This is a genomic window from Andreprevotia sp. IGB-42, from assembly GCF_009848685.1.
In the GTDB taxonomy this organism is placed as follows: Bacteria; Pseudomonadota; Gammaproteobacteria; order Burkholderiales; family Chitinibacteraceae; genus Andreprevotia.
Genome location: NZ_WXTX01000014.1, coordinates 84,536 through 110,188, shown reverse-complemented (window position 1 = coordinate 110,188; position 25,653 = coordinate 84,536). Strand labels below are relative to the sequence as shown.

At 59.3% G+C, this 25,653-nt stretch carries 35 protein-coding genes; 24 read left to right on the top strand and 11 right to left on the bottom strand.

The features are described 5' to 3' along the window. Positions 1-3 precede the first annotated feature (3 nt). From rplE to rplQ, 15 genes are all read left to right on the top strand, one after another. A complete protein-coding gene (gene rplE, locus IGB42_RS18760; protein WP_159674551.1) occupies positions 4-543 on the top strand; it encodes a 50S ribosomal protein L5 in 540 nt (179 codons plus the stop codon). Positions 544-550: 7 nt separating this feature from the next. Then, positions 551-856, top strand: coding sequence for a 30S ribosomal protein S14 (rpsN, locus tag IGB42_RS18755; protein ID WP_159674549.1), 306 nt, complete (start codon positions 551-553; stop codon positions 854-856). Positions 857-871: 15 nt separating this feature from the next. Further along, a complete protein-coding gene (gene rpsH, locus IGB42_RS18750; RefSeq protein WP_159674547.1) occupies positions 872-1,264 on the top strand; it encodes a 30S ribosomal protein S8 in 393 nt (130 codons plus the stop codon). 14 nt (positions 1,265-1,278) lie between these two features. Continuing rightward, complete coding sequence (gene rplF, locus IGB42_RS18745; protein ID WP_159674545.1) at positions 1,279-1,812, top strand: 50S ribosomal protein L6; 534 nt, start codon at positions 1,279-1,281, stop codon at positions 1,810-1,812. A 13-nt stretch (positions 1,813-1,825) separates the two neighbouring features. After that, complete coding sequence (gene rplR / locus IGB42_RS18740) at positions 1,826-2,179, top strand: 50S ribosomal protein L18 (RefSeq protein WP_159674543.1); 354 nt, start codon at positions 1,826-1,828, stop codon at positions 2,177-2,179. Positions 2,180-2,198: 19 nt separating this feature from the next. Next, complete coding sequence (gene rpsE / locus IGB42_RS18735; protein WP_159674541.1) at positions 2,199-2,711, top strand: 30S ribosomal protein S5; 513 nt, start codon at positions 2,199-2,201, stop codon at positions 2,709-2,711. After that, the gene (gene rpmD / locus IGB42_RS18730) at positions 2,711-2,896 is read left to right on the top strand and encodes a 50S ribosomal protein L30 (protein ID WP_159674539.1); all 186 of its coding nucleotides are present in this window, start codon (positions 2,711-2,713) and stop codon (positions 2,894-2,896) included. Before rpsE ends, rpmD begins: the two co-directional genes overlap by 1 nt. Before the next feature lie 2 nt (positions 2,897-2,898). Beyond that, complete coding sequence (gene rplO, locus IGB42_RS18725; RefSeq protein ID WP_159674537.1) at positions 2,899-3,339, top strand: 50S ribosomal protein L15; 441 nt, start codon at positions 2,899-2,901, stop codon at positions 3,337-3,339. A 27-nt stretch (positions 3,340-3,366) separates the two neighbouring features. Next, positions 3,367-4,671, top strand: a complete 1,305-nt coding sequence (gene secY / locus IGB42_RS18720) for a preprotein translocase subunit SecY (RefSeq protein WP_159674535.1) — start codon at positions 3,367-3,369, stop codon at positions 4,669-4,671. 266 nt (positions 4,672-4,937) lie between these two features. After that, the gene (gene rpmJ / locus IGB42_RS18715) at positions 4,938-5,051 is read left to right on the top strand and encodes a 50S ribosomal protein L36 (protein WP_018748524.1); all 114 of its coding nucleotides are present in this window, start codon (positions 4,938-4,940) and stop codon (positions 5,049-5,051) included. Positions 5,052-5,111: 60 nt separating this feature from the next. Then, positions 5,112-5,474 carry a 30S ribosomal protein S13 gene (gene rpsM, locus IGB42_RS18710; RefSeq protein ID WP_159674533.1) on the top strand — a complete coding sequence of 121 codons (363 nt, stop codon included), beginning with the start codon at positions 5,112-5,114 and terminating at the stop codon, positions 5,472-5,474. A gap of 29 nt (positions 5,475-5,503) precedes the next feature. After that, positions 5,504-5,896 (top strand): 30S ribosomal protein S11, encoded by a 393-nt coding sequence (rpsK, locus tag IGB42_RS18705; RefSeq protein WP_018748522.1) that lies wholly within the window; start codon positions 5,504-5,506, stop codon positions 5,894-5,896. A 14-nt stretch (positions 5,897-5,910) separates the two neighbouring features. Further along, positions 5,911-6,537, top strand: a complete 627-nt coding sequence (gene rpsD / locus IGB42_RS18700; RefSeq protein WP_159674531.1) for a 30S ribosomal protein S4 — start codon at positions 5,911-5,913, stop codon at positions 6,535-6,537. Positions 6,538-6,574: 37 nt separating this feature from the next. Beyond that, the gene (locus IGB42_RS18695) at positions 6,575-7,558 is read left to right on the top strand and encodes a DNA-directed RNA polymerase subunit alpha (protein WP_084088518.1); all 984 of its coding nucleotides are present in this window, start codon (positions 6,575-6,577) and stop codon (positions 7,556-7,558) included. Positions 7,559-7,583: 25 nt separating this feature from the next. Next, positions 7,584-7,973 carry a 50S ribosomal protein L17 gene (rplQ, locus tag IGB42_RS18690; protein ID WP_159674521.1) on the top strand — a complete coding sequence of 130 codons (390 nt, stop codon included), beginning with the start codon at positions 7,584-7,586 and terminating at the stop codon, positions 7,971-7,973. Positions 7,974-8,015: 42 nt separating this feature from the next. Here rplQ and IGB42_RS18685 read toward each other — a convergent pair whose 3' ends face one another. Further along, positions 8,016-9,038, bottom strand: coding sequence for an HDOD domain-containing protein (locus IGB42_RS18685; RefSeq protein ID WP_255461529.1), 1,023 nt, complete (start codon positions 9,036-9,038; stop codon positions 8,016-8,018). Positions 9,039-9,086: 48 nt separating this feature from the next. Between IGB42_RS18685 and IGB42_RS18680 the strand changes: the two genes are divergently transcribed. Further along, complete coding sequence (locus IGB42_RS18680; RefSeq protein WP_159674517.1) at positions 9,087-9,908, top strand: symmetrical bis(5'-nucleosyl)-tetraphosphatase; 822 nt, start codon at positions 9,087-9,089, stop codon at positions 9,906-9,908. On the opposite strand, the gene IGB42_RS18675 is transcribed toward IGB42_RS18680, so the two are convergent. The 10 genes from IGB42_RS18675 to IGB42_RS18630 form a co-directional block, all read right to left on the bottom strand. Beyond that, positions 9,890-10,669, bottom strand: coding sequence for a 1-acyl-sn-glycerol-3-phosphate acyltransferase (locus IGB42_RS18675; protein WP_159674515.1), 780 nt, complete (start codon positions 10,667-10,669; stop codon positions 9,890-9,892). The genes IGB42_RS18680 and IGB42_RS18675 overlap by 19 nt on opposite strands. 91 nt (positions 10,670-10,760) lie before the next feature. After that, positions 10,761-11,513 (bottom strand): GNAT family N-acetyltransferase, encoded by a 753-nt coding sequence (locus IGB42_RS18670; protein WP_159674513.1) that lies wholly within the window; start codon positions 11,511-11,513, stop codon positions 10,761-10,763. Positions 11,514-11,621: 108 nt separating this feature from the next. Next, complete coding sequence (locus IGB42_RS18665; RefSeq protein WP_159674511.1) at positions 11,622-11,828, bottom strand: DNA gyrase inhibitor YacG; 207 nt, start codon at positions 11,826-11,828, stop codon at positions 11,622-11,624. 2 nt (positions 11,829-11,830) lie between these two features. Further along, positions 11,831-12,607 carry a cell division protein ZapD gene (gene zapD / locus IGB42_RS18660; protein WP_255461528.1) on the bottom strand — a complete coding sequence of 259 codons (777 nt, stop codon included), beginning with the start codon at positions 12,605-12,607 and terminating at the stop codon, positions 11,831-11,833. Positions 12,608-12,631: 24 nt separating this feature from the next. Then, entirely contained in the window at positions 12,632-13,273 is a 642-nt protein-coding gene (gene coaE / locus IGB42_RS18655; RefSeq protein WP_159674509.1) for a dephospho-CoA kinase, read from the bottom strand. A gap of 1 nt (position 13,274) precedes the next feature. Then, positions 13,275-14,141 (bottom strand): A24 family peptidase, encoded by an 867-nt coding sequence (locus IGB42_RS18650; protein ID WP_159674507.1) that lies wholly within the window; start codon positions 14,139-14,141, stop codon positions 13,275-13,277. A 1-nt stretch (position 14,142) separates the two neighbouring features. After that, positions 14,143-15,366, bottom strand: coding sequence for a type II secretion system F family protein (locus IGB42_RS18645; RefSeq protein ID WP_159674505.1), 1,224 nt, complete (start codon positions 15,364-15,366; stop codon positions 14,143-14,145). Positions 15,367-15,380: 14 nt separating this feature from the next. Further along, positions 15,381-17,087: a type IV-A pilus assembly ATPase PilB gene (gene pilB / locus IGB42_RS18640; RefSeq protein ID WP_159674503.1), complete on the bottom strand. Its 1,707-nt coding sequence runs from the start codon at positions 17,085-17,087 to the stop codon at positions 15,381-15,383. A 141-nt stretch (positions 17,088-17,228) separates the two neighbouring features. After that, positions 17,229-18,488 carry an HlyC/CorC family transporter gene (locus IGB42_RS18635; protein WP_159674501.1) on the bottom strand — a complete coding sequence of 420 codons (1,260 nt, stop codon included), beginning with the start codon at positions 18,486-18,488 and terminating at the stop codon, positions 17,229-17,231. A gap of 45 nt (positions 18,489-18,533) precedes the next feature. Continuing rightward, on the bottom strand, positions 18,534-19,337 hold the full coding sequence (locus IGB42_RS18630; protein WP_159674492.1) for an inner membrane protein YpjD: 804 nt from the start codon (positions 19,335-19,337) through the stop codon (positions 18,534-18,536). A gap of 84 nt (positions 19,338-19,421) precedes the next feature. Between IGB42_RS18630 and ffh the strand changes: the two genes are divergently transcribed. The 8 genes from ffh to IGB42_RS18590 all read left to right on the top strand — a co-directional run bounded on the left by ffh (position 19,422) and on the right by IGB42_RS18590 (position 25,578). Then, positions 19,422-20,780 carry a signal recognition particle protein gene (ffh, locus tag IGB42_RS18625; RefSeq protein ID WP_159674490.1) on the top strand — a complete coding sequence of 453 codons (1,359 nt, stop codon included), beginning with the start codon at positions 19,422-19,424 and terminating at the stop codon, positions 20,778-20,780. Positions 20,781-20,940: 160 nt separating this feature from the next. Continuing rightward, positions 20,941-21,189, top strand: coding sequence for a 30S ribosomal protein S16 (rpsP, locus tag IGB42_RS18620; RefSeq protein WP_035052911.1), 249 nt, complete (start codon positions 20,941-20,943; stop codon positions 21,187-21,189). A gap of 7 nt (positions 21,190-21,196) precedes the next feature. After that, positions 21,197-21,748 carry a ribosome maturation factor RimM gene (rimM, locus tag IGB42_RS18615; protein ID WP_159674488.1) on the top strand — a complete coding sequence of 184 codons (552 nt, stop codon included), beginning with the start codon at positions 21,197-21,199 and terminating at the stop codon, positions 21,746-21,748. A gap of 11 nt (positions 21,749-21,759) precedes the next feature. Further along, a complete protein-coding gene (gene trmD, locus IGB42_RS18610) occupies positions 21,760-22,578 on the top strand; it encodes a tRNA (guanosine(37)-N1)-methyltransferase TrmD (RefSeq protein WP_255461526.1) in 819 nt (272 codons plus the stop codon). A gap of 113 nt (positions 22,579-22,691) precedes the next feature. Next, positions 22,692-23,072 (top strand): 50S ribosomal protein L19, encoded by a 381-nt coding sequence (gene rplS, locus IGB42_RS18605; RefSeq protein ID WP_159674486.1) that lies wholly within the window; start codon positions 22,692-22,694, stop codon positions 23,070-23,072. 147 nt (positions 23,073-23,219) lie between these two features. Beyond that, positions 23,220-23,726, top strand: coding sequence for a methylated-DNA--[protein]-cysteine S-methyltransferase (locus IGB42_RS18600; RefSeq protein ID WP_201800009.1), 507 nt, complete (start codon positions 23,220-23,222; stop codon positions 23,724-23,726). 1 nt (position 23,727) lies between these two features. Continuing rightward, positions 23,728-24,630, top strand: coding sequence for a site-specific tyrosine recombinase XerD (xerD, locus tag IGB42_RS18595; protein WP_374705061.1), 903 nt, complete (start codon positions 23,728-23,730; stop codon positions 24,628-24,630). A 69-nt stretch (positions 24,631-24,699) separates the two neighbouring features. Next, a complete protein-coding gene (locus tag IGB42_RS18590; RefSeq protein ID WP_159674480.1) occupies positions 24,700-25,578 on the top strand; it encodes a mechanosensitive ion channel family protein in 879 nt (292 codons plus the stop codon). Positions 25,579-25,653 lie beyond the last annotated feature (75 nt).

The following is a 25,653-nucleotide window of genomic DNA, read 5'->3' as shown; positions in this document are numbered from 1 at the left end:
AACATGGCTCGTCTGCAAGATATTTACAATGAGCAAGTTGTGCCGAAGCTGGTTGAACAGTTCGGTTACAAGTCTGTGATGGAAGTGCCGCGCATCGAAAAAATCACGCTGAACATGGGCGTGGGCGAAGCGGTTGCTGACAAGAAAGTGATGGAACACGCTGTGGGCGATCTGGAAAAGATCACCGGCCAGAAAGTGGTCGTGACCAAGGCGAAGAAATCCATTGCTGGCTTCAAGATTCGTGATGACTATCCGGTCGGTTGCAAGGTCACCCTGCGCCGTGAACGGATGTATGAATTCTTCGATCGCCTGGTTTCGGTTGCGCTGCCGCGTGTCCGTGACTTCCGTGGTGTATCTGCCAAGTCCTTCGATGGTCGCGGCAACTACAACATGGGCGTGAAGGAACAGATCATTTTCCCGGAAATCGAGTACGACAAGATCGATGCTCTGCGCGGGATGAACATCACCATTACGACGACCGCGAAGACTGACGAAGAGGCTCGCGCCCTTCTGGCTGCCTTCAAGTTCCCGTTCAAGAATTGAGGCGATCATGGCAAAACTTGCACTGATTAAACGTGAAGAGAAGCGCCAGGCCGTCGTCGACAAGTTCGCCGCCAAGCGTGCTGCGCTGCTCAAGACCATCAACGACCAGAGCGTGAGCGAAGAAGATCGCTTTGCTGCTCGCCTGAAGCTGCAGGCCCTGCCGCGCAACTCCAGCAAGCATCGTTTGCATAACCGTTGTTCGCTGACCGGTCGTCCGCGTGGCGTGTACAGCAAATTCGGCCTGGGCCGCAACAAGCTCCGCGAGCTCGCCATGAAGGGTGAAATCCCCGGCATGACGAAAGCCAGCTGGTAATAGGAGAACTGAAACATGGCAATGCATGATCCTATCGCCGATATGCTGACCCGCATCCGTAACGCCCAGCGTGCGGCCAAGGTAGAAGTAGCGATGCCGTCGTCGAAACTGAAGCTGGCTATCGCCAAGGTGCTGCAGGACGAAGGCTATATCGAATCGTTTGCTGCAACCAGCGATGTGAAGCCGGTTCTGACGATCGAACTCAAGTACTACGCCGGCCGTCCGGTTATCGAGCGCATCGACCGCGTTTCGAAGCCGGGTCTGCGCGTGTACAAGGGTGCGAACGACATTCCGCAAGTAATGAATGGTCTTGGTGTGGCGATCCTGTCCACATCCAAGGGTGTGATGACAGATCGCAAAGCGCGCGCCAACGGTGTTGGTGGTGAGCTGCTGTGCTACGTCGCTTGATGAGGTGATGAACTATGTCTCGCGTAGCTAAAAACCCGGTAATCATCCCGGCTGGCGTCGAAGTCAAAGTCGATGCTGCAGCAATCGTTGTCAAGGGCCCGAACGGCTCGCTGACACAACCGCTGAACGGTACTGTCGATGTAACAATTGAAAACAACTCCGTTGTGTTCGCGGCCAAGAACGGCGACAAGTTCTCCCGTTCCATGTCCGGCACCCTGCGTGCACTGGTCAACAATATGGTGACTGGTGTTTCCAAGGGCTTCGAGCGCAAGCTGACTCTGGTTGGCGTGGGCTATCGTGCCCAAGCCGCTGGTGATGTTGTCAATCTGACGCTTGGCTTCTCTCACCCCGTCGCGCACAAGCTGCCGGCGAGCGTGAAGGCTGAAACCCCGACACAGACAGAAATCGTCCTGAAGAGCGCTGACAAGCATGCGCTTGGTCAAGTCGCTGCTGATATCCGCGCTTACCGCGCACCGGAACCCTACAAGGGCAAGGGTGTACGTTATTCGGATGAGGTCGTGGTTCTGAAAGAAACCAAGAAGAAGTAATCGAGGCTGAATCATGGACAAGAATGAAACCCGACTCCGTCGTGCACGTAAAACCCGTGCCAAGATTGCGGAGCTCAAGGTGGTGCGCCTTTCGGTGCACCGGACCAACAGCCACATCTACGCCCAGGTCATCGATGCGACCGGCGGCAAGGTGTTGGCAACCGCTTCCAGCCTCGAGGCTGAAGTGCGTGGTCAAATCAAGAATGGCGGCAACGTCGATGCAGCAACCCTGGTTGGCAAGCGTATTGCTGAAAAAGCAGCCGCAGCCGGCGTCAAGGAAGTGGCGTTCGATCGTTCCGGTTTCCACTATCACGGTCGCGTGAAGGCTCTGGCTGACGCGGCTCGTGAAGGCGGCCTCGTCTTCTAATTGAGCTTGGAGCTACAACATGGCTAGAAATGAAGTAGAAGATCGTACGGACGGCCTTCGCGAGAAGATGGTTGGCGTTAACCGCGTCACCAAAGTCGTCAAGGGCGGTCGTATCATGGGCTTCGCTGCACTGACCGTGGTCGGTGATGGCGATGGCGGCGTTGGCATGGGCAAGGGCAAGGCGAAGGAAGTTCCGGTCGCCGTGCAGAAGGCTCTGGAAGAAGCACGCAAGAAGATGTTCAAGGCGCCGTTGAAGAACGGTACCGTACCGCACACCGTAATCGGCAAGCATGGCGCGACCACCGTGTTCATGCAGCCGGCTCCGGAAGGTACCGGCATCATTGCTGGTGGCCCGATGCGCGCTGTGTTCGAAGTGTGTGGCGTGCATAACGTCTCCGCCAAGATCCACGGCTCGACCAACCCGTACAACGTTGTTCGCGCAACGCTGGACGGCCTTTCCAAGCTGTACACCGCAGGCGACATCGCGGCCAAGCGTGGCAAGTCCGTCGAAGAAATTCTGGGGGATGCGTAATGTCTGATTCCAAGAAGATCAAGGTCACGCTCGTCAAGAGCCTGATCGGTCGCCTGGAAAGCCACAAAGCTTCGGCACGTGGCCTGGGCTTGCGGAAACTCAACTCGTCGGCTGAAGTGATCGATACCCCGGAAAACCGCGGCATGATCAACAAGATCAGCTACCTGCTGAAAGTGGAGGGCTAATCATGTCTCTCGTTCTGAATGATCTGAAGCCGGCCGAAGGCTCGACTCACGCCAAGAAGCGCGTGGGCCGTGGTATCGGCTCCGGTCTGGGTAAAACCGCTGGTCGCGGCCACAAGGGTCAGAAATCCCGTACTGGCGGCTTCCACAAGGTTGGCTTCGAAGGCGGTCAGATGCCGCTGCAACGTCGCCTGCCGAAGCGCGGTTTCAAGTCGCTGGCAGCCGGCAAGTCGGCTGAAGTCAATCTGTCGGACCTGGGCAAGTTGCCGGTCAGCGAGATCGACTTCCTGGTTCTGCTGCAGGCTGGTCTTGTTTCGCAGCACGCGAACCAGGCCAAGGTGATTCTGTCCGGCAAGATCGAACGCGCCGTCACGCTGAAGGGCATCGCTGCCACCAAGGGTGCACGTGCTGCGATCGAAGCAGCTGGCGGCAGCATCGTCGACTAATCGGCTTTTGAAGGAATAGGGCATAACGTGGCAAACCCCGCTCTGGCTTCTGCAGGCAGCAAATTTGCAGATCTGAAGAAACGGATCTGGTTCCTGGTAGGCGCGCTGATCGTATATCGCATCGGCGCGCATATCCCGGTTCCAGGTATCAATACAGATGAACTGCTGAAGCTGTTTGATTCGAATGGAGCGGGCCTGTTGAACATGTTCAACATGTTCTCCGGTGGCGCGCTGTCGCGTGCCACCGTGTTTGCCATCGGTATCATGCCTTACATTTCGGCGTCGATCATTTTGCAGCTTGCGTCGGAAGTATTCCCGACCTTGAAGCAGCTGAAAAAGGAAGGGGACGCTGGTCGCCGCAAGATCACGCAGTACACGCGTTATGCGACTGTATTGCTGGCTACGGTGCAGAGTTCCGTTCTGGCTTTGTCGCTGGCCAAGCAGCCGGCAATGGTGACAGTGCCGCATACGCAGTTTGTCATCATCGCGGTGGTTACGCTGGTGACGGGTACGATGTTCCTGATGTGGCTGGGTGAACAGATCACCGAGCGTGGTCTGGGCAACGGGATCTCGATCCTGATCTGCAGCGGTATTGCTGCCGGTGTGCCCGCTGCGATCGGCAAGACGCTGACCTTGGCTAACCAGGGCGCTTTGCCGGTACTGCTGGTGCTGGCATTGTTCGTTGGCGTGATCTTGCTGACTGCAGCGGTGGTGTTTGTCGAACGTGGTCAGCGCAAGGTGCCCGTGCACTATGCCAAGCGCCAGGTCGGCAACCGCATCCAGCAGGCGCAAAGTACCCATCTGCCGTTGAAGTTGAACATGGCCGGTGTGATTCCGCCCATCTTCGCTTCGTCGATCATCCTGTTCCCGGCAATGGCCTTGTCCACTGCAGGCAACCTTGATCGCTTCAGCTGGATGAAGAGCATCGGCGACAAGCTGCATCCGGGCCAGCCGCTGTATGTGCTGTTCTACGCTGCCGCAATCATCTTCTTCTGTTACTTCTATACCGCCCTGGTTTTCAACCCCAAGGAAACGGCAGATAACCTGAAGAAGAGCGGTGCGATGATCCCGGGCTATCGTCCTGGTGAGCATACAGCGCGTTATATCGAGAAACTCATTCTCAAGCTGACGCTGATCGGTGCTGTTTACATCACCACGGTCTGCCTGATTCCCGAGTTTCTGATCCTGAAGTGGAACGTGCCGTTTTACTTCGGTGGTACATCGCTGCTGATTCTGGTGGTGGTGACCATGGATTTCATGGCACAGATGCAGTCATACGTGATGTCGCACCAGTATGAAAGCTTGCTGAAGAAGGCCAATTTCAAGGGCTGATCTGCAGGTGTTTCGTGTGGCGAAGCAACGTCATTCAAATGCAATGAGCGGTACCCGGTGTTTCAGGTTTGGCCACCGGGTGCAACTCCAAACGGGCATGTGATTCTTGGTCATATCGCCGGCAAGACGTGATTGCTCCGCAAGCGCATCTTTCCTGGCGGCAAGTCACCGTAGTGCTTACCCTCTACGATCTCTGACCAAGGCGCGCATCGTATTCCGGGCGAGGTAACCCTCCCGGGATTTCATTTTGACTGAAAGGAAAGACGATGAGAGTTCAAGCATCGGTCAAGAAAATCTGCCGCAACTGCAAAATCATTCGCCGCAACCGTGTTGTGCGCGTGATCTGCACCGACCCGCGGCACAAGCAACGCCAAGGCTGATTGTTTTAATCGGCAACTAGCGTTATACTCGAAAACTTTTTTAACCTGGGGTAAAGAAGTATGGCCCGTATTGCTGGGGTTAACATTCCCAATCACCAGCATGCTGTGATCGGCCTTCAGGCGATTTTTGGCATTGGCCGCACTCGCGCTTACGCGATTTGCGATGCTACTGCCATTGCGCCGAACAAGAAGGTCAAGGATCTCAGTGAAGCTGAGCTGGACAAGCTGCGTGAAGAAGTTGGCAAGTTTACCGTCGAAGGCGATTTGCGCCGTGAAGTGACGATGAGCATCAAGCGTCTTATGGACCTTGGTTGCTATCGTGGTTTCCGTCATCGCAAAGGCCTGCCGGTTCGCGGTCAACGCACGCGTACCAACGCCCGCACCCGCAAGGGCCCGCGCAAGGCAATTGCTGGCAAGAAATAAGCCGGCAAGTAATCAAAGGATTTATGTAAATGGCTAAAGCAAACACAGTGCGTGTACGCAAGAAAGTCAAAAAGAGCGTGTCGGAAGGCATCGTGCATGTGCACGCTTCCTTCAACAACACGATCATTACCATCACCGATCGCCAAGGCAATGCACTTTCTTGGGCTACCTCGGGCGGTGCTGGTTTTAAAGGCTCTCGGAAAAGTACACCCTTTGCGGCACAGGTTGCTGCAGAGCACGCTGGTAAAGTTGCCCAAGAATATGGTGTGAAGAACCTTGAAGTCCGTATCAAGGGTCCTGGTCCGGGTCGTGAATCCGCTGTGCGCGCTCTGAACGCACTCGGCTTCAAGATCACCAGCATTTCGGATGTGACGCCTGTGCCGCACAACGGCTGCCGTCCGCCGAAAAAGCGTCGTATCTAATCCCGGAGTAATTCATGGCTCGTTATATTGGACCCAAGTGCAAACTCGCACGCCGCGAAGGGACTGACCTTTTCCTGAAGAGCGCCCGTCGCTCGCTCGATAGCAAGTGCAAGCTGGAACAAGCCCCAGGCCAGCATGGCGCTAACGGTAAACAACCGCGTCTTTCCGACTACGGTGTTCACCTGCGTGAGAAGCAAAAGATCCGTCGTATCTACGGCGTGCTGGAACGTCAGTTCCGCCGTTATTTTGAAGAAGCCAGCCGCCGTAAAGGTTCGACTGGTGAGAACCTGCTGAAGTTGCTCGAATCCCGTCTCGATAACGTCGTTTATCGTATGGGCTTCGGTTCGACTCGTGCTGAAGCGCGCCAACTGGTGTCGCACAAGGCGATTCTCGTCAACGGTAAGGTCGTCAACATCGCATCCTTCCAGGTGAAGGCTGGTGACGTCGTTTCCGTGCGCGAAAAAGCACAGAAGCAAGCTCGTGTAGTTGAGGCCCTGTCCCTCGCGGAAGGTAATGGTTTTCCGGGTTGGGTGCAGGTTGAAAGCAAGAAGATGGAAGGTGTGTTCAAGAGCACGCCGGAGCGTTCCGACCTGTCCAGCGATCTGAATGAATCGCTGGTGGTGGAATTCTATTCCAAGTAATTGCTAAAACCCGCTCAGGCCAAGGATCACTGAATATATGCAAAACCTCGCTAATGAGTTGCTCAAGCCGCGCATCATCGACGTGCAGGCTCAATCGGCTGCCCAAGCCCGGGTGGTGATGGAGCCGTTCGAGCGCGGTTACGGCCATACGCTCGGTAACGCCTTGCGCCGCATCCTCTTGTCTTCGATGCCGGGCTTTGCCCCTACCGAAGTCAAGATCGACGGTGTCGTCCACGAATACAGCGCGCTGGATGGCGTGCAGGAAGACGTGGTCGACATCCTGTTGAACCTGAAGGGTGTGGTGCTCAAGCTGCACGGCCGCGAGGCTGTGACGCTGACACTGGTGAAGGATGGCGAAGGCGTGGTCAAAGCCAGCGACATCCAGCTGCCGCACGATGTAGAGATCGTCAATCCGGATCACGTGATTGCCCATCTTTCCGCCGGTGGCAAATTGAATGTGGAAATCAAGGTCGAAAAGGGCCGTGGTTACCAGCCGGCGCCGGTTCGTCTTGCAAATGACGAAAACCGCACCATCGGCACCATTCAGCTGGATGCGTCGTTCAGCCCGATCCGTCGCGTCAGCTATGCCGTTGAGAGCGCACGTGTCGAACAGCGTACCGACCTGGATCGTCTGATCCTCGATATCGAAACGAACGGCGTGCTGACGCCGGAAGATGCCGTGCGCCAAGCTGCACGCATTCTGATGGATCAGCTGGTTGTGTTCGCCGATCTCGAAGGTACGCCGGTTGAGGAAGAGAAGCCGCAAGCGCCGCAGATCGATCCGATCCTGCTGCGTCCGGTGGACGACCTCGAGCTGACCGTCCGTTCGGCGAACTGCCTGAAGGCCGAAAACATCTATTACATCGGGGATCTGATCCAGCGCACCGAGACTGAACTCTTGAAGGCGCCGAATCTAGGCCGCAAGTCCTTGAACGAAATCAAGGAAGTGCTGGCTTCGAAGGGCCTGTCGCTGGGTATGCGCCTCGAAAACTGGCCGCCGGCCGGCTTGGAAAAGCCCTGAGCGGCCAACGGAAAGGAACTGACAAATGCGTCACCGTAATGGCAATCGCAAACTGAATCGTACGTCGAGCCATCGCCAGGCTTTGCTCCGCAACCTGGCCAATGCGCTTCTGCGTCACGAAGTCATCAAAACCACGCTGCCGAAGGCAAAGGAACTGCGCCGCGTCGCAGAACCGCTGATCACCCTCGGCAAGGCACCGTCGCTGGCTAACCGTCGTCTCGCCTTCGATCGCACCCGCGATCGCGAGATCGTCGTCAAGCTGTTCGACGTACTTGGCCCGCGTTATTCCGCCCGCAACGGCGGCTACCTCCGTATCCTGAAGTGCGGTTTCCGCGCAGGCGACAACGCGCCGATGGCGTTTGTCGAACTGATCGACCGTCCGGAAGATGCAGAAGTGGTTGAAGCAGCTGAATAAGCTGTTTCATGACAGTAGAAAGGCCGGCTTATGCCGGCCTTTTTATTTGGCTGTGGCCGGCGGCGTTCCGCTGGATGGCTCGTCACCCGGTGGTGTGACAGCCGCGGGCATGCCATCCGGTGTGGCGTCGCTCGTTGCTGCGGCCGCTTCGCCACCGTCCTGTGTTTGAGGTGGTGGCGTTGCGTCCAGCGGCCGTTGGCTGATCGGTGGCAGGCAATGGAACCATTGCCACTGATGCCCGCTGTTGATCGCACAGCGCAGCACCAGGCGGTAGGCATCATCCAGGCTGCACGACAGCAGGTCGGCAACCATGCGGTAGTCGTCCGGTAGTGCGGCGTTGTGCCAGCCGGTGGCCAGATGCCGTGCCAAGGCGGTAGCAACGCTCACCGTGCGCACGCGCGGCTCGTCCGCGCGCTTCTCATCCATCAGGTGTGTCAGCAGCTCGGGCAGGTGCCAGCGTGCTGCCAGCTCCAGCTGCAGTTCGATCAGTGGCAGGCCGATCACGGCGATCTGCGCGTCACGGCTGCGCAGCGCGGGTTGCTGCAGCTGATTGCGCATGATGGTGGTAGCGAGCTGCGGAGCGGACAGCCACAGCAGCATTTCTGCCAGGCCGCTGAGCAGTGATGCAGTTTTCACTTCCAGCGGATCCAGGTCGTGGCGCTGGTCGGCAATCGCGCATGCCAACCGCGCGGCAAAGTAATGGCGCGCCATCACCCGGCGCAGCCCTTCGCGTGCGGATGGAAAGTCGTTCAGACGCGCCTCCAGTGCCTCGCTGGTTGCAAATTCCTTGAAAAAGCCTTCCACACCGATCATCAGCAGTACGCGGTCGACCGTACTGACATCGGTGATCTGGCTGACATGGCGATTTTCCTGCAGGAAACGGATCACCCGCAGCGTCAACAGTGCGTCGTGCTCGATCAGCGCCGCCAAATCTTTCAGACCGATATCGTCACTTTTGCCATGGAGGGCATGCATTTGTTCCAGCGTATACTGCAGCACGGGCAGTTCCAGTGTTTGCCAGTGTGCAATCCAGGCTGTACGGGTGGGGAGGGGGCTGCTGAGCATCACGCGGCTTCATCAGAACGGTGATTTCATTGTAGTGGGTGTTTGCCTATGGCGCGGTATGCAATCGGCGATGTGCAGGGATGTTTTGCCGAATTTACTCAGTTGCTCGACTGCATGGATTTCAATGCGGAGTTGGATACGGTTTATCTGGTCGGCGATCTCGTCAACCGCGGACCGGATTCGCTCGGCATGTTGCACTGGATGCTGCAACACCGCCAGGCAGCGCGGACCGTGCTGGGCAATCATGACCTGCACCTGTTGGCAGTCGCGGCCGGGCTGGCTAAACAGAAGGCCGGCGATACGCTCGATGCCGTGCTGGCCGCGCCGGAGCTCGATACGTTCGTCGATTATCTGCGCCATCAGCCGCTGATGATCACCTTGCCGGACGCATTGATCGCACACGCCGGCGTATGGCCGGGCTGGGCGCCGGCGCGGGCGCAGGCGCTGGCAGACGAAGCGGCCGCGGTGCTGGCCGGACCGGACTGGCGCACTTTCTTGCCGGATATGTATGGCAATCAGCCGTCACATTGGGACGAAGGGTTGCGTGGCACGGACCGTCTGCGTTTCGTGATCAATGCAATGACGCGCATGCGGTTTGTCGGTGCCGATGGCGCATTGCAGCTCAAGTACAAGGGCGAGATAGCCAACGCACCGGCCGGCTTGCTGCCGTGGTTCGACTGGCCGGCGCGGCAACCGGGCCCACGTGTGGTGTGTGGGCATTGGTCGGCGCTGGGCCTGCATCACGATGCCACTGTTTGCGCGCTCGATACCGGTTGTATCTGGGGTGGTGCGCTGACCGGGATCGATCTCGATAGTGGTCAGCTGTTTCAGGTTCCGGCGCAGCAGGTATATCAGTCCGTCGGCGAGTGAGGCCGGTTATGTGCATCCAGCGCGGTGTGCGCGGCCTGGATGCGTGCTTCCAGGGTGCGGGTGAGACTGCGGCGATCCTGCTGTTCCGGCGATAGCGGGGACAGGAAATTGATTTCCACCGTCAGACCACGGTTGCCCAGGATGCGCCATAGCGAGCGGCCGATACTGATGTCGTCGATGTACGCGGCAAGTCCGCAACGCTGGCCCTGCGCGTTGCAGTAGCGCAGGTAAACCGGTTGCAGCGTGGTATTGCCGTCCACCGCAGCTTGCAGTAGCGACGAGCGGAAGGGCAGTACTGCCTGACCATCACTGGTGGTGCCCTCGGGGAATACCGCCAGGCAGTGGCCGGCCTGCAGCGCGGCCAGCATATCCTGACCCACCCGTGCGGTATCGCGCTTGCGTTCGCGTTCGATGAACAGCGTACCGGTCCCCAGGCACAGGCGACCCACCACGGGCCAGTTGCGGATTTCTGCCTTGGCAACGAAGCGCGATACCGTCACCGCGTTCAGCACGAAGATATCCAGCCAGGAAATATGATTGGAGATCAGCAGGTGATTGGCGGGGTAAACGCCCGGTACCACGCCCTGCACGCGCACGCTGATGCCGAGTATGCGTGTCAGCTGGGTGGACCAGCGCTGGATATGCGCAACGCGGCCGGCCTGGTCGAGCCCGGGAAAGCGCCACGCCACGGTTGCCATGCCGCGCAATACGTGAAACAGGAAGCGACAGAGGCGGTAGGGGCGCAGAACGAAGACAGGCATAACCGGAGGCGGCAGGCTCGGAAGGGAGAGGAAAAGTTCCCCGGATTCTAGCCGCTCCGTGGGCATCGTGCTATGTGGCTATTGCCAAACATCAGCGGATAAAGTGCTTTGCATACCGCTCGTCGACTTTCTGCATCGGTAGCAGTACGAAGAGATCTGCGGTATTGAAATCGGGATCCCACGCGGGCTCGCCGCAGATCATCGCACCGGCGCGCAGGTAGCCCTTGATCAGCGGCGGTACCTCGGCATCAAGTTTCTGGTTCAGCGCAGCCAGCGGGAGCGGGCAACGCGGGAACACGCGCCATTCCACCGGCCCCAGGTGCTTGTCGGCCAACTTGCGGTACAGGCTGGCTGCCAGATGGCCGCCATCGATCAGCGATACGCTGGCGCAGCCGATCAGGTAGCTATGGTTGCGTGCCTGCATGTAGTCGGCCAGGCCGGACCACAACAGCGCGATGGTGGCCCCGGTACGGTAGTCCGGGTGCACACAGGAACGGCCCACTTCCACCAGCTCCGGGCGCAGTTGCGCAAGGCGGGTCAGATCGAATTCGGTGTCGGAGTAGTAGCTGCCCAGTTTCTTGGCCTGCGTTGGCGGCAGGATGCGGTAGGTACCGACGACTTCGCCAGTTTCGTCATCCTGCACCAGCAGGTGATCGCAATAGGGGTCGAATAGGTCGCGATCGATGCGGCCGTCGCGGCTGGGCAGGCGGGCACCCATTTCCTCGGCGAATACCTTGTAGCGTAATTTCTGGGCTGAGCGCACCTGATCTTCGTGGCGTGCCAGTACGACGGACAGGGGCCGTCTGGGTGTTTTGCTGGTTGTCGAATGCAGCTGCTGTAGCATAAGTCTTTCCTCCTGCGAGTAAGACAAAACTAAGCGGTTGCGATGACGGTGCGATGACTGAAGTGTGAAGAGCCGGTGACTTGCTTGTGACGGGATGATGAACGGGCGTCAGTTGCGGCCCAGCTGGTCCGGATCGAGCTGCTGATAATCGAAATCCGGGTCCAGCGGTGCTGCGACGGGAATGCGATAACGCTCTTCCGCCCAGGCGCCCAGATCCACCAGCTTGCAGCGCTCGCTGCAAAACGGCCTGAAGGCATTGCTGGTGCTATAGAGGTGACGTTCCCCGCAGGTGGGGCAGATGACTAAACGGGCCATGATCAGAGGTTGCAGTAACCCAGTGCAAAATCGATATCCGACTCCACCACCTTGGCGCGTTCGCCCGACGTGGATGGCAATACAAAACGGATATTGATCGCGTAACGGTTGGCGGAAAGCTCCGGAATGGCGGGCAGATCGGGAGGCAGGCTCACACGCAGCAGCTGTATGCTCTTGCCGCCGGACATCTGCTGGAAATGCCCATTACGCGCCGTGTAGTGGCTGACCTTGGATGAATCGCGCAGCAGTCGCAGCACGATGTCCAGCCCTTGCTTGATGGGCAGCAGCGGGCCAAACCAGCGATCCAGATCGGCACGGCGACGCTCCGCCGATTGCTGGCGCCAGTAGTGATAGCCGGGCAGGTCGAACTCGCAGGCACCACCGGGAATGCCCATGCGCTGCTTCACGGCCATCAGCCATTCGTTGTCGCGCAGGTACTGGCCGAACTTGCCGGTCATCTTCAGCAGGCGTGCGTGCGTTTCCTCGATATCGCCCAGCACGCGCTCCAGTGCGGCTTCGGAGATATGCGGGTTGTTGCGTAGCGCAGACAGTGCCTGGCGCTGCCGCTCCAGCTCCTGCAGCAGGTCGGATTTGAGGTCGGCGCGGCTGGCCACTTCCATGATTTCGAAAATGCCGGCCAGCGCCGCGTGGTGGTCGAGGCCGTGCTCGCGCGAAACGAACAGCGTGGTTCGATCGTACAGATCCTCAAGCCGCAGCAAAGTGCGCACACGCTCGGTAATCGGAAACTCGTAGTTGATCACGTCAGGCCTAAACGCCAAAGATATGCAATTCTGCAGCAAGGTTCATGTTTTGAAAACCCGCTTTGTAAGCGAGCCTTCATCGGCATTCGCCCATTGCCGATATTGCTGGTGCGCTACATCGACCTGATCGGCCAGGCTTTGCAGGTTTGCACGGTTGTCGATCACATCATCGGCCGCAGCAACGCGCTGTGCCGATGTCCATTGTTGCGCCATGATGGCCGCCGCGATCGCGGGGGTCAGCCCGGGCCGCAACAGCACCCGTGCCAGCTGCGCATCCGCACCGCAATCCACCACCAGCACCCGTTCGACGATATCGGAATAATCACCTGTTTCAAACAGCAACGGTACCACCACGATGGCATAGGCCGTTTCCGGGGCCAGTTCCTGCAATGCATGCACCACTGCTGCATGGATGGCCGGGTGCATGATGGCTTCAAGCGCCTGTCTGGCTGCCGGATCGCCAAAAACCTTGTCGCGCATCAGGTCACGCCGCAAGCTGCCGTCGCCGGCGATGAAATCGCGACCGAACGTGCTGGCGATGTCATCAAGCACTGTCGACGGTGGCCGCGTCAATGCGTGGGCGATCTGGTCGGTATCGATCACCGGCACACCGTGCTGCGCAAACAGCTCGGCAACGGTTGATTTGCCGCTGCCGATACCGCCGGTGAGCCCGATTATGCGCATGTCAGTGAAACTGGAACAGGGCTTGCTGCAGTTGCTGGCCACATATCAGGTACAGCCAGCCTGCGATGCCCAGATAAGGGCCAAACGGCATCGGCTTGCCAAAACCACGCTTGGCTGCAACCACCAGCCCGATGCCGATGACCGCACCTGCCAAGGACGACAGCAGCACGATCACCGGCAACGCCATCCAGCCAAACCATGCGCCCAATGCTGCCAGCAGCTTGAAATCACCGTAGCCCATGCCTTCCTTGCCGGTGGTCAGTTTGAATGCCCAGAACACCCCCCACAGCAGCAAATAGCCGGCTGCCGCGCCCACTACTGCCTGCGGCAACGGCACGAACCCGCCATACAAGTTGAACAGCAAGCCCAGCCACAGCAGCAGCAAGGTCAAGCTGTCCGGCAGCAGGTAGGTATCCGCGTCGATGAAAATCAGCGCAATCAGCAGCCAGGTCATGGCAATGGCACCAACCGCAAGCATCCCGGCGCCAGAATGCAGCCCGACCACGGCGGTCAGCAGGCCGGTCAGCAGTTCCACCGCTGGATAGCGCAGGCTGATGTGGGCGCCACACTCACGGCAACGGCCGCGCAGCACCAGATAACTGATGACGGGGATGTTTTCCAGCGCAGTGATCTGATGGCCGCAATGCGGGCAGGCTGAGCGGGGCACCACCAGGTTGTAGCGCGGTTTTGCCGGTGCAGGCGCATCGATGGGTAGATCGATGCACGAACAGTCATGCCGGAATTCGGCTTCGATCATTTTGGGAATGCGATGGATGACCACATTCAGAAAACTGCCGACCAGCAAGCCCAGCAGTAACAAAAACCCGCCGAACACCGGCGGGTTTGCAAACAAGATCGAATAATCCATATCAACCAACTGCTTCGCCCATTTTGAAGATGGGCAGGTACATGGCCACCACCAGGCCGCCGATCAGCGTGCCCAGCACCACCATGATGATGGGTTCCATCAGGCTGGAGAGCGCCTCCACCGCGTTGTCGACTTCTTCCTCATAGAAGTCGGCCACTTTGCCCAGCATCGCGTCCAGTGCGCCCGATTCCTCGCCGATGGACACCATCTGCAGCATCATGTTGGGGAATACGTTGGCATTTTGCATCGCCACCGTCAGGCTGGTGCCCGTGGTGACTTCGGACTGTATTTTCCGGGTGGCCAGCCGGTAAACGTAGTTGCCGGATGCACCGCCCACAGAATCGAGTGATTCCACCAGCGGCACACCGGCAGCAAACATGGTGGCCAGTGTGCGCGCCCAGCGCGCCAGCGTGGCGTTCTTCATGATTTCCCCCAGCACCGGCAGCTTGAGCATCAGGCGATCCATGAAGATTTGCATTGCTTCGGAGCGCCGCCACGCTTTCATGAACAGGAAGAAGCCACCAAAAATGGCGCCGAAAATGATCCACCAGTATGAAACGAAGGCATCCGAGATGATGATCACAACCTGGGTTGGGTAGGGCAGGTCGGCGCCAAAACTGGAGAACAGGTCCTTGAACGCCGGAATCACGAAAATCATGATCACCGCGGTAATCACGAACGCAGCGACGATCACCGCGGTCGGATAAAACAGCGCCGACTTGATCTTCTTTTTCACCCCGAGGATTTTTTCCTTGTAGGTGGCCAGCCGCGCTAGCAGGCTATCCAGAATGCCGGCCTGCTCACCGGCCTGGACCAGGTTGCAATACAAGGCATCAAAGTAGGCAGGGTGCTTGCGGAACGCGGTGGTCAGCGACGAACCGGTTTCGATGTCAGTCTTGATTTCCATCAGCAGCCGGGTGACGGATGCATTCGAGTGCCCTTTGGCAACGATGTCGAACGAGGTCAGCAGCGGCACGCCGGATTTCATCATGGTGGCCAACTGGCGGGTGAACATCGCGATGTCCGTTTCGGTGATGCGCCCGCCCGGCCCTCTGCGGTTGCGCTTGACCTTCACCACGTTGATGCCCTGACGGCGCAACTGGCTTTTGATCACCGCCTCGCCGGTTGCGCGCATTTCACCCTTGATGGTTTTGCCGGCGCGGTCACGCCCTTCCCACGCAAACGTGTGTTCCTTGACCGCTACAGCTCTCGCCTTCGTTCCCATGCTGCTCCCCTCTATTATTCGTTGGTCACGGCCATGACTTCATCCAGCGACGTCATGCCATGCTTCACCTTGACGAGGCCGGATTGTCGCAGGTCGTTGATGCCTTCACGCCGTGCCTGGTCGGCAATGTCGATCGCATTGCCGTTGGTCATGATGATACGGTTCATTTCATCGGTGATGGGCATCACCTGATAAATACCCACGCGGCCCTTGTAGCCGGTGTTCTTGCATAGATCGCATCCCACCGCCTTGTAGGGTGTCCAGCTGCCATCCAGATCGCTTTCCTTGAAGCCGGCATCCAGCAGCGCCTGGTGCGGAATGTCTACCGGTGTCTTGCAACTGGTGCACAGCTTGCGCGCCAGCCGCTGCGCGGTGATCAGGATCACCGACGAAGCCACGTTGAACGGCGCCACACCCATGTTCAGCAAACGCGTCAGTGTTCCCGGAGCATCATTGGTGTGCAGCGTGGAGAACACCATGTGGCCGGTTTGCGCCGCCTTGATCGCAATGTCGGCGGTTTCCAGGTCGCGGATTTCACCCACCATGATGATGTCCGGGTCTTGCCGCAGAAACGCCTTCAGCGCTACCGGGAAGGTCAGCCCGGCCTTGTCGTTCACGTTGACCTGATTCACGCCGGGCAAGTTGATTTCAGCCGGGTCTTCTGCGGTGGAGATATTGGTGCCGGGCTGGTTCAGGATATTCAGGCAGGTATAGAGCGACACCGTTTTGCCCGAGCCGGTCGGCCCGGTCACCAGCACCATGCCATAGGGCCGGTTGACGGCGTTGAGCATGGCTGCTTTCTGTTCCGGTTCGTAGCCCAATGCGTCGATCCCCAGTTGCGCTGAGGTCGGGTCCAGAATCCGCATACAGATCTTTTCGCCATGCAGCGTGGGCAGCGTGGAGACCCGGAAATCGATGGCGCGGGTCTTGGATAGCACCAGCTTCATCCGGCCATCCTGCGGAATGCGCTTTTCCGAAATATCCAGCTTGGAAATCACCTTGATCCGCGAGGCGATCTTTTCCTTGATCGCCAATGGTGGCTGGGCCACTTCCCGCAATACACCATCCTGGCGGTAGCGGATGCGGTAATACTTTTCATAGGGTTCGAAATGGATATCGGATGCGCCGCCATTGATTGCATCCAGCAGGATTTTCTGCAGGTATTTGACCACTGGCGCATCGTCGACATCGGTATTGACCGTATCGCCCTTGTCGCCACCATCGTCGCCACCGGTGATTTCGAGGTCTGCTTCATCAACCTCGAGGTTTTTCAGGTTGGCGCCACTGGCTTCCACCAGCTTGTCGAGCAGGGCAGCAAGCTTGCTGTCCTCGACCACGATGGGCTCGACCTGCATGCCGCTCTGGAAACGTACTTCTTCCATCGCCTGCAGGTTGGTGATGTCCGACAGGCCGATGAACAATTTGGTGCCGCGTTTGAACAGCGGCACGATGCGCTGCCCCTGCATCACCTTGTGATCCATCACGCCGACCGGGATGTAGCCGGTGTCGATCTTGTCCAGATCGAGCAAGGGATAGCCGAACGCCTGCGAGCTGAATTCCGCCACATCTTTGGCGGACATTTTCCTGCTCTGTATCAGCTGTTCGATGAATGACAGCTTGTTGCTGGTTGCCGAGTGCTGGACTGCTTCGGCATCGGCTTCAACAAGCCGTCCGTGTTGCACCAGCAAGCGGGCCAGGCCGGAAATGGGGGCTGTGGTCATGGTCTTGGGCGTCTGAACTTTTGGGGTGTTTGCGCAATTGCCATTTGTTAACCTTGTCGGAGAGATTGCCACCTTCCGTCGGCAATTTTCTGCAGTCTAGCAAATCGATGCGGGCTCGTAGCTCCCATCTGCATTTGTGGCTTACAAGTGTGGGTAAAGACGCACCATTCTTATGCTGCGATCCTGTGTCTGCACGATTTCCAGCCGTTCCCCCGCCAATACGAAACAGGTGCCTGCGTCTGGAATTTCTTCAAAATACTCTAGAATCAGCCCGTTCAAGGTTTTGGGTCCGTCCGTCGGCAATGCCAGTTTCAGTTTGCGGTTCAATTCGCGCAGGCTGGTTGCGCCGTCCAGCAAATAGGTGTTATCCGGCTGCTTTTCAAAGCGCAGCCCCGCTTGCGGCGCATTGGTGGTGAATTCGCCGATGATCTGCTCAAGGATATCTTCCAGTGCCACCAGGCCCAGCAGCTCGCCATATTCATCGACCACCATGCCGAGGCGACGGCGGTTTTCCTGGAAATTTTGCAATTGGGTAAACAGCGGTGTGCCGGATGGTACGAAGTACGTACTGCGTGTCAGCGCGCGGATGGCATCGCTGTCTATTTCTTCTTCTTTCAGTGATAGCACCTTGCGCACATGCAGGATGCCCAGAATATCGTCCGGATTGCCGGAATAAACCGGCAGCCGCGAATGATGGCTGGTAAACAACTGCCGGCGCAGCTCGTCGGCCGGGGTATCCAGGTCGACCATTTCCATCTGGTGGCGCGGCGTCATCACGTCGTCGACGGTAATGCTGCCCAGCTCCAGCAGGTTGAGCAGCACGGACTGATGCTTCTTCTGGATGTACTTGCCCGATTCGAGCACCAGCAGCCGCAGCTCCTCCGGCGCCAATGCCTGCTGGCCATGATTGCGCTGGTTCAGCCGCAGCAACTGCAGCATGCCGCCGACAAACAAATTGACGAACCACACTGCAGGCTGGAATACCCGCAACAGCAGCGTGAGCGGCGCGCTGGTGGCAAAGGCAAATTTTTCCGGGTGGGTGGCCGCGATCACCTTGGGCGTGGCCTCGGCAAACACCAGGATGATGAAGGCAACCAGCACCGCCGACACGCCGATGGCTGCTTCGTTGTCGACAAACAGCTTGGCGGCGATCAGCGCCGACAGCGTGGCCGAGCCGGTGTTGGCCAGTGTATTGCCCAGCAGGATCACCGACAGCAGTTTTTCGGTCTGATCGAGCAGCACCTGCGTGCGCAGCGCGGCGCGGTGGCCTTGCCGTGCCTTGCTGGCCAGCCGGTAGCGGTTGATCGCCATCATGGCGGTTTCCGAACCGGAAAAAAACGCCGAAATCAGCAGGCAGATGCACAGGCCGATGACGAGAGCGGAAAGCGGTATATCGTCCAAGTTCGCGGGTCCGGCGGCAGGATTGCGTGAGTATAGCGGTGTCTGTCAGGGGCGCTGCAAGATTGCGTCCAGCACCAGCCGGGTGCCGATATAGCCGAGCAACAGCAGCGCAAAGCCGGCCAGCGCCCAGTTGGCAGCCCGCTGGCCGCGCCAGCCGGAACGCACGCGGCCAAAAATCAGCCCGCCGTATGCCAGCCAGGCCAGTGCCGAGAAAATCGCCTTGTGCCATAGCCCGCGGTGCGGGCCATAGATGTGTTCTGCATAGAAGGTGCCGGTGATCAGCGCTACGCTCAGCAGTGCGAAGCCGGCGTAGACGCAGGCAAACAGCAGTCTTTCCAGCGCCAGTAGCGGCGGGAGCGTTTGCACCAGCAGGTTGGCGGCGGCCTTGTGAAGGCGGCGATCCGCCATGCGGATCAGCACCGCCACGCCGGTGGCGATGGCCAGCACCGCGTAGGCGAGCATGGCGGAGAAAAAATGCAGCCGCGACACGATATTCTGCGGATAGCCGAGCGCATGGCCTTGTGGCAGCACGATGCTGGCCGCCAGCAGCAGCGCAACCATGCCCAGTAGTGCCGGCTGTATGCCCTCGAGCTGGTAGGCCAGGTGGCCCACCAGGTAGACCAGCATGGCCAGCCAGGCAGTCAGCGACAGCGCCTCGGCCGCGCCGAAGTGCAGCGGCAGTGCGATGAAGCCTGGCCACAATGCCAGCCCGTGCAGCGCCAGTGCCAGTGTCAGCAGTGTATGCTCGACGCTTGGGTAGGCTGGCGCGCGCCGGCTGAGCCGGCTGCGATAGAATTGCCAGCCGAGGGCGAGATAGAGCACGAGGGCGATCGGTGCAAGCCAGGTCACGAAGCCAAATCGGGTAGAATGTCGGGATACACAGTCTAGCAGAGCGCGCCCACCCTACGGCGCGTTCCGGAAAAGGGAATTGCAATGCTGGAGAACCTCTCCAACCGCCTTGGTGGCGTGATCAAGAATCTGCGTGGCAACGCACGCCTGAGTGAAGAAAACATCCAGGACGCGCTGCGCGAAGTGCGCATGGCGCTGCTGGAAGCCGACGTTGCGCTGCCGGTGGTCAAGGCGTTCATTGCGGACGTCAAGGTGCGGGCACTGGGCCAGGACGTGGTGGGCAGCCTCACGCCGGGCCAGGCCTTCATCGGCGTGGTCTACGAAGAGCTGACCAAGCTGATGGGGGTGCAGAACGATGCCCTCAACCTGGCTGCGCAGCCGCCTGCGGTGATCCTGATGGCCGGTTTGCAGGGGGCGGGCAAGACCACCACCTCGGGCAAGCTCGCCAAGCGCCTGAAGGAAGAACACAAGAAGAAAGTGCTGCTGGTTTCCGGTGACGTCTACCGCCCTGCGGCCATCGAGCAGCTCAAAACCGTGGCTGCGCAGATCGACGTGGCATTCTTCCCGTCCGATGTCTCGCAAAAGCCGGTGGATATCGCGCTGGCTGCGCTCGATCATGCCAAGCGGCATTTCTTCGACGTACTGATCGTCGATACCGCCGGCCGTCTGGCCATCGATGAGGCGATGATGGCCGAGATCAAGGCGGTGCACGCCGCGATCAAGCCGATCGAAACCCTGTTCGTCGTCGATGCCATGCAGGGCCAGGATGCGGTCAATACTGCACAGGCGTTCAATGAAACGCTGCCGCTGACCGGTGTGGTGCTGACCAAGATGGACGGCGACGCACGCGGCGGTGCTGCGCTGTCGGTGCGCAATGTCACCGGCAAGCCGATCAAGTTCATCGGCGTGGGTGAAAAGCTCACCGGGCTGGAACCGTTCTACCCGGACCGTATGGCCAGCCGTATCCTCGGCATGGGCGACGTGCTGAGCCTGATCGAAGACGTGCAGAAGACCGTCGACGAAGCCGAAGCGCTGAAAATGATGAAGAAGGTCAAGTCCGGCAAGGGCTTCGACCTGGAAGACTTCAAGACGCAGATTGGCCAGATGAAGAAAATGGGCGGCATGTCGGCGCTGCTCGACAAGCTGCCGGGCATGGGCCAGATGGCCGAGATGGCCAGCAGCCAGGTCACCGACAAATCGGTGGCGCGTATCGAGGGCATCATCAATTCGATGACCCCGCTGGAGCGCCGCAAGCCGGAACTGCTCAAGGCCAGCCGCAAGCGCCGCATCGCGGCGGGTGCCGGCGTTTCGGTGCAGGAAGTCAACCGCCTGCTCAAGCAGTTCGAGGACACGCAGAAGATGATGAAGCAGTTCTCGGGCGGCGGCATGATGAAAATGATGAAGGGCCTCAAGGGCATGAAGGGTATGTTGCCCGGCATGTAAACCGCCGGCTCCGCGGCGCTTGTGTGGTGCAGAATGCACGCAAGCGCCTCATTTTTCTGCATAAATTGATACCGCACGGCGTTTTTGCTTGTGCCTGCTTGCGTTGTTCCCGTACAATCGCGGGTTTCGCATTAACCGATTTCGATACTGGATACTGAAAATGGTCGTGATTCGTCTTTCCCGCGGCGGCGCCAAGAACCGTCCGTTCTACAACATTGTCGCCACTGACTCCCGTAACCGCCGTGATGGCCGTTTCATCGAGCGCCTGGGTTTCTACAACCCGGTAGCCGTTGAAGGCGAAGAAGCCGTGCGTTTCGCGCTTGACCGCGTGAACTACTGGGTTGGCGTGGGCGCTCAAGTGAATGAGTCCGTCGCCAAGCTGCTGAAGAGCTACAAGCCGGCTGCCTGATTTGGCCGTGACGCAAAAAACATCCGCCCCGCAGGCACCTGTGCCGGCTGAGGTCCCGAGTGATCTCGTCGAAATGGGTTTTGTCAGTGGGGCGTTTGGCATTCGTGGCTGGATCAATGTCGTTGCCAGCACCGAATACGCTGACAGTTTGCTCGACTACAGCACCTGGTGGCTGGGTGTCGATGGCAAGTGGCAGGCGTACACGGTGCTCGAGGGCCATGTACAGCCCAAGAAGCTGGCTGCACAGCTCGAAGGCGTGGAAGGGCGTGATGCCGCTTTTGCGCTCAAGGGCATGCAGGTTGCCGTGCCGCGCAGCGCGCTGCCGGTACTCGACAGCGACAATGAATTCTACTGGGCCGATCTGATCGGCCTCGCGGTCGTCAATACGCAGGGCGAAAGCCTGGGCGTGGTCGACAAGCTGTTTGAAACCGGTGCCAACGATGTGCTGGTGGTGATGGATGGTGCAACGGAACGCCTGTTGCCCTTCGTTGGCCACGTGGTGCTGAAGGTTGACCTTGATGCAGGAAGCATCACCGTCGACTGGGGCCTGGATTACTGAGCGATGGTCGTTTGACTGACACGCAAGCGGTGACACGGCAGATCGATGTCGTGACGCTGTTCCCGGAAATGTTCGATGCCGTGACCAAAAGCGGTGTGACACGACGGGCAGTGGAGCTGGGCATCTTCGCATTGCATGCCTGGAACCCGCGCGATTTCACCAGCGACAATTACCGTCGTGTCGATGATCGCCCGTTTGGTGGCGGCCCCGGCATGGTGATGCAGCCGGAACCGCTGGAACAAAGTCTGGAAGCAGCCAAAGCCAGGCAGATTGCCGCAGGCGTTACCCCGCGGGTGATTTACCTGTCGCCGCAGGGTGCGCCGCTGACGCATGCCAGGGTGGCCGAACTGGCCGCACTGGATGGACTGATTTTGCTGTGTGGCCGTTATGAAGGCGTGGATGAACGTCTGATTGCGCGCCAGGTGGATGAGGAAATCTCCATCGGCGATTACGTGCTGTCGGGGGGCGAGCTGCCCGCGATGGTGCTGATCGATGCAGTGGCAAGGCTGTGGCCCGGCGTGCTCAATACGCAGGCCAGTGCAGCAGAAGATTCGTTTGTGGACGGGTTGCTCGATTGCCCGCATTACACTCGTCCTGAAGATTACCGCGGCATGGCGGTTCCGGAAGTTCTGCTTTCGGGAAATCATGCCAACATTAGGCGCTGGCGCCTGAAGCAGGCATTGGGCCGCACCTGGTTGCGCCGCCCGGATTTGCTTGTGGATCGCCAGCTTTCAAAAGAGGAAGCTCGGCTTCTGGCTGAATTCAAGGCCGAACAATCGGCCGGACCAGCAGGACCTGTGAACGATTTGGTGGCGAGGCGCGAAGGTTAGTGAGCAGCAACGAGATAGGGCCTGAGCCCCATCAAGGCGCAGCGCGGCCGGCAAAGTATCGCTGCCAAAGCGAAAACAGGCAGAAGGAACAAGCTTCACAAGGAGTAATTGCAATGAATCTGATTCAGCAACTTGAACAAGAAGAAATCGCTCGTCTGGGCAAAACCATTCCGGATTTCGCACCGGGCGACACCGTGATCGTTCAGGTCAAGGTCAAGGAAGGTACGCGTGAGCGTCTGCAGGCTTTCGAAGGCGTGGTTATCGCCAAGAAAAACCGTGGCCTGAACAGCGCCTTCATCGTACGCAAGATTTCGGCCGGTACGGGCGTCGAGCGTTCGTTCCAGACCTACTCCCCGCTGGTTGCCGCGATCGAAGTGAAGCGCCGCGGTGATGTGCGTCGTGCCAAGCTGTACTACCTCCGCGATCGTTCGGGCAAGTCCGCACGTATCAAGGAAAAGCTGCCAGCTCGCAAGACTGCAGCTGCAGCCCAGTAACAAGGGTTCTCCTCCGGGAGCGTGGAAACGCGGGCTTCGGCCCGCGTTTTTTCATGCGCGCCGTTTACGTGTATCCGCCCGTGCATCCACCGGTATCATGGCAGCAGGCCCGCACGCCGCGGGCTGGTCAAGAAAGGGGCGATGCAGGTGTCACGAGTAGGGTTCAGCCCGCAGCATTATCAGGCGGTCATCGATACACCCTTCGCGCGCGTAGGGCTCGCCGCCAGCGGCGAGGCGCTGACCCGCATCGATTTCGTGCCTGCCGATATGGCGCTGCTGGCACCGGCCACGCCCTTGCTGCGCGAGACGGCGCGCCAGCTGCATGCCTACAGCCAGGATGCGGATTTCCGTTTCGATCTGCCGTATCAACTGAACGGCAGCGAGCACCAGTGCAAGGTGTGGCTGCGCATCGCGCAGATTCCGCCAGGCAAGGTGATCCGCTACGCCGATATCGCCCATGATATCGGCTCGGTGCCACGTGCCATCGGCGGCGCGTGCGGCGCCAACCCGCTGCCGGTGTTGATCCCGTGCCACCGCGTGGTGTCGGCGCAAGGGCTGGGTGGCTTCAATGCCAACCGCAACGGCATGGACTGGATGCCGGTGAAACGCTGGCTATTACGCCATGAAGGGGTGCTGCGTGACTGGTTCGACTGATCTGCCTGCCGCCGGCATGGCGCAGATCGATGAATTCATCGATGCGGTATGGCTGGGGGATGGCCTGGCGCAGCATACAGTGGACAGCTACCGGCTGGACCTGCAGATCTGGCTGGCCTGGCTGGCCGGGGCGGGAAAAACCCTGCTGGGTGCGGATCGCCACGATATCCAGATCTTTCTGGCCGAGCAGGCGGCCACGCTGAAGGCCGCCACGCTGGCGCGCCGGCTGGCCAGCCTGCGCAAGTTCTACCGGCACAGCCTGCAATCGGAAAAGATCGCTACAGACCCGACCGATACACTGACCTCGCCACGGCGGGTGCGGCCGCTGCCCAAGGCGCTGGAAGAGTCACAGGTGGAAACCCTGCTGGCGGTGCCGGACGTGGACGATGCGGCCGGCCTGCGCGACCGGGCAATGCTGGAGCTGATGTATGCCACCGGGCTGCGGGTTTCCGAGCTGGTGGCGTTGCCGGTCGAGCAATTGCACCTGAACCCGGGCTATGTGCAGGTGATCGGCGGCAAGGGCAACAAGCAGCGGCTGGTGCCGATCGGTGAGGAAGGGCGGCACTGGTGCGGGCTGTACCTGCAGCAGGCGCGCGCGCAGCTGTGCGGCAAGCGCAGCCCGCCCACCCTGTTCGTCAACCAGCGTGGCGAGCCGCTGACGCGGCAAGGCGCGTGGTTCATCATCAAGGGCTATGCGGCAGCGGCGGGCATCGCCGCCGAAAAGCTCTCGCCGCACGTGCTGCGGCATGCATTTGCTACCCACCTGATGAACCACGGTGCAGACCTGCGCATCGTGCAGGCGCTGCTTGGCCATAGCGACATCAGCACTACGCAGATCTATACGCATGTCGCCACCGCCAGATTACAAGCCTTGCATAAGGATTTTCATCCTCGCGGAAAATAATTACGGAAGGCTGTCTTTGCTTTGTCGTATGCTATCCGGGTTTTCCATCCTTACCCCGGGGAGCCCATCATGGCTGAAAGTCTGGTCACGACGACCGTCAATACCGCGAGCAAGTATCAGGACATCGTAATTACCTACGCCACCGAATTCGGCGTCAAGATTCTGGCGGCCATTGCCTTCTGGGTGATCGGGCGCTGGCTGATCCACGTGTGCGTGCGCATGGTGCAGGGCTCGCTGGAAAAGCAGAAAGTCGACCCCACCGTGCTGCGTTATGTGGGCTCGGTCATCACCGTCACGCTGAACATCCTGCTGGTGATCGGCATCCTTGGTTACTTCGGCGTGCAGACCACCACGTTTGCCGCATTGATCGCCGCTGCCGGTATCGCCATCGGCATGGCGTGGTCGGGCTTGCTGGCCAATTTTGCCGGCGGTGCCTTCATCATCGTGCTGCGTCCGTTCAAGGTGGGTGATTTCATCACTGCCGGTGGCGTGACCGGCACGGTGAAAGAAATCGGCCTGTTTGCCACCGCGCTCAATACGCCGGACAACGTGGTCACCCTGATCGGCAACAACAAGGTGTTTTCCGACACCATCCAGAACTACAGCACCAATGCATACCGCCGGGTTGATCTGAAAGCGCAACTGGCCGGCAATGCCGATCACCGCGCAGCGATTGCCTTGCTGAAGGAAAAGATCGCGTTGATTCCCAATGTGCTGGCCAGCCCGCCGGTGGATGTGGAAATCCTCGAGTTCAACCTGGTCGGCCCGGTGCTGGCGGTGCGTCCGTATTGCCATACCGATCATTACTGGCAAGTGTACTTCGACACCAATATGGTCATCCGCGAAGCGCTGGCAGATGCCGGCTTCCCGGCGCCGACACCGTCGCAAGTGGTGACGCTGGGCACGCCGGGCGTGCTGGAAGCGCTGGCGAACAAGCTCAAGGGCTGATCAGTTGTAACCGGGGAGCGGTATGCTGTTTTGCGTCATTCCCCACGCCAAAAACAAACCCCGCTCAAGGCGGGG